At 72.6% G+C, this 3,217-nt stretch carries 2 protein-coding genes; both read right to left on the bottom strand.

Annotated elements, in window-relative coordinates; translation table 11 throughout:
- Nucleotides 1-29: 29 nt before the first annotated feature.
- The gene (locus tag ACWGL3_RS31765) at nucleotides 30-2,423 is read right to left on the bottom strand and encodes an excinuclease ABC subunit UvrA (RefSeq protein WP_267948523.1); all 2,394 of its coding nucleotides are present in this window, start codon (nucleotides 2,421-2,423) and stop codon (nucleotides 30-32) included.
- 182 nt (nucleotides 2,424-2,605) lie between these two features.
- Entirely contained in the window at nucleotides 2,606-3,013 is a 408-nt protein-coding gene (locus tag ACWGL3_RS31760) for a VOC family protein (RefSeq protein WP_267948522.1), read from the bottom strand.
- Nucleotides 3,014-3,217: the final 204 nt, after the last annotated feature.

The following is a 3,217-nucleotide window of genomic DNA, read 5'->3' as shown; positions in this document are numbered from 1 at the left end:
GGGGCGCCCGTGTCCGCCCGGGGGCGGGATCAGCCGCCGACGTAGTCCGCGAGGTGCTCGCCGGTGAGGGTGGACCGGGCGGCGACGAGGTCGGCGGGGGTGCCCTCGAAGACGATCCGGCCGCCGTCGTGCCCGGCGCCCGGCCCGAGGTCGATGATCCAGTCGGCGTGCGCCATGACCGCCTGGTGGTGCTCGATGACGACGACCGTCTTCCCGGAGTCGACGAGCCGGTCGAGCAGGCCGAGCAGGTGCTCGACGTCGGCGAGGTGGAGCCCCGCGGTCGGCTCGTCGAGGATGTAGACGCCGCCCTTCTCCGCCATGCGCGCGGCCAGCCGGATCCGCTGCCGCTCGCCCCCCGACAGGGTGGTGAGCGGCTGGCCGAGCGTGAGGTAGCCGAGGCCGACGTCGGAGAGGCGTCGCAGGACGGCGTGCGCGGCGGGCGTGCGCGCCTCCCCCGAGCCGAAGAACTCCTCGGCCTCGGCCACCGGCATCGCGAGCACCTGGCCGATGTCGCGTCCGCCGAGGCGGTACTCCAGCACCGAGGCCTGGAACCTCCTGCCCTCGCACTCCTCGCAGACGGTGGCGACGCCGGCCATCATCGCCAGGTCGGTGTAGACCACGCCCGCACCCTTGCAGGCGGGGCAGGCGCCCTCGGAGTTGGCGCTGAACAGCGCCGGCTTCACGCCGTTGGCCTTCGCGAACGCCTTGCGGACCGGGTCGAGCAGCCCGGTGTACGTCGCCGGGTTGCTCCGCCGCGAACCGCGGATCGGACTCTGGTCGACGGACACCACGCCCTCACGGCCGCGGAGCGAGCCGTGCACGAGGGAGCTCTTGCCCGATCCGGCGACGCCGGTGACGACGGTGAGCACCCCGAGCGGGATGTCGGCGTCGACGTCGCGCAGGTTGTTGGCGCTCGCCCCGCGGATCTCCAGCGCGCCGGAGGGCTCGCGCACCGCCTCCTTGAGGGAGGCCCGGTCGTCGAGGTGGCGGCCGGTGAGGGTGCCGCCGGCCCGCAGGCCCCCGACGGTGCCCTCGAAGCAGACGGTCCCGCCCCCCGTCCCGGCGCCCGGGCCGAGGTCCACGACGTGGTCGGCGATCGCGATCGTCTCCGGCTTGTGCTCGACGACGAGGACCGTGTTGCCCTTGTCGCGCAGCCGCAGCAGGAGGTCGTTCATCCTCTGGATGTCGTGGGGGTGCAGGCCGATGGTGGGCTCGTCGAAGACGTAGGTGGTGTCGGTGAGCGAGGAGCCGAGGTGGCGGATCATCTTGACCCGCTGCGCCTCACCCCCCGAGAGCGTGCCCGAGGGCCGGTCGAGCGCGAGGTAGCCGAGCCCGATCTCCACGAACGAGTCGAGGGTCCTGCCCAGGGAGGTGAGCAGGGGGGCCGCCGACGGCTCGTCCAGCCCGCGCACCCACGCGGCGAGGTCGCTGATCTGCATGGCGCACGCGTCGGCGATGTTGATCCCGCCGATCTTCGAGGAGCGCGCCGCCTCGTTGAGGCGCGTGCCCCCGCAGTCGGGGCAGGCGGCGAACGTCACCGCGCGTTCCACGAAGGCGCGGACGTGCGGTTGGAGCGAGTCGACGTCCTTGGACAGGAACGACTTCCGGACCTTGGGGATCAGCCCCTCGTAGGTGAGGTTCACGCCCTCGACCTTCACCTTGACCGGATCCCGGTGGAGGAAGTCCCGCATCTCCCGCTCGGTGAAGTCGCGGATCGGCTTGTGGGGGTCGAGGAAGCCGGACTCGGCGTAGGTCCGCACCGTCCACCAGCTGTCCGACTTCCAGCCGGGGATGGTGAACGCGCCCTCCGCGATCGACTTGGAGTCGTCGTAGAGCTGGGTGAGGTCGATGTCGGAGACCGTGCCCCTGCCCTCGCAGCGGGGGCACATGCCGCCGGTGATGCTGAAGTCGCGGCGCTCCTTCACGGTCCGGCCGGCGCGTTCCAGCGTGACCGCACCCGCCCCGCTGATCGAGGCGACGTTGAAGGAGAACGCCTGGGGGGATCCGATGTGGGGGCGCCCGAGTCTGCTGAAGAGGATGCGCAGCATCGCGCTGGCGTCGGTCGCGGTGCCGACGGTGGAGCGCGGGTCGGCCCCGAGCCTCTGCTGGTCGACGATGATCGCGGTGGTCAGCCCTTCGAGGACGTCGACGTCGGGCCGGGCCAGGGCGGGCATGAACCCCTGCACGAAGGCGCTGTAGGTCTCGTTGATCATCCGCTGCGACTCGGCGGCGATCGTGCCGAACACCAGCGAGCTCTTGCCCGAACCGGAGACGCCGGTGAACACGGTCAGCCGGCGCTTCGGGATCTCGAGGCTGACGTCGCGGAGGTTGTTCACGCGCGCGCCCTGCACGCGGATCAGGTCGTGGCTGTCGGCGGCGTGCTGCGCGGGCGGCTGCGTGCTCGCCCTCGGGGCGGTGGTCATCGTCTCTCCATCGTCGTCCGGACCGCCTGCGCGGTCCTCCTCGGCGTCTTCCGGCACGGTCGGGCCGGTGTTTCACGGCGCGTCCGGCCCTTCGGGGCGGCGCGGGGGTGTCGGTCCTGCGCGGGCGCAGGACCTCGTGGCGCGCGTCCGGCCCTTCGGGGCGGTGCGGTGCGGCCGCCGGCTCAGCGCTGCTGGATGCGGATCAGGTTGCCGGCGGGGTCGCGGAAGGCGCAGTCGCGGATGCCGTAGGGCTGGAGTGTGGGTTCCTGGACGACCTCGGTGTCGGTGGCCTGGACCCTGTCGAAGACCTGGTCGAGGTCGGACGCGGCCAGGAGGATCCACCCGTAGGTGCCCTTGGCCATCATCTCGGCGATGGCGGTGCGCTCGGCGTCGGTGATGCCGGGATCGGTGGCGGGCGGTGCGAGCAGGATGCCGGTGTCGGGCTGTCCGGTGGGGCCCACGGTGATCCAGCGCATGTTCCCCTGCCCGACGTCGTTGCGGACCTCGAAGCCCAGGACGTCGCGGTAGAAGGCCAGGGAGGCCTCGGGGTCCTCGTGCGGCAGGACGCTGGTGTGAATGGTGATGTCCATGGCCACCACGCTAGTTCCGGGCCGGTGAAGGGCGCTTCTCGATTCCTGACCGGTCGGGTCACCTGTTCCCCGGGGCCCGGGGGGAGGCGCGGCTCCGCTCCGGCCTCCCGGCGGGCGCCGGGGTGGGCCGGGGAGCCCGGCGCACGGGCCCGTGCGCCGGAGGCACGGGCGTGCCCGTGTTCCGGGCCGCGGGCCGAACGCCTC

Source organism: Nocardiopsis sp. NPDC055824, assembly GCF_053616335.1.
Note: the sequence above shows the minus strand (reverse complement) of the source record. Positions and strands in the feature narration are given on the sequence as shown.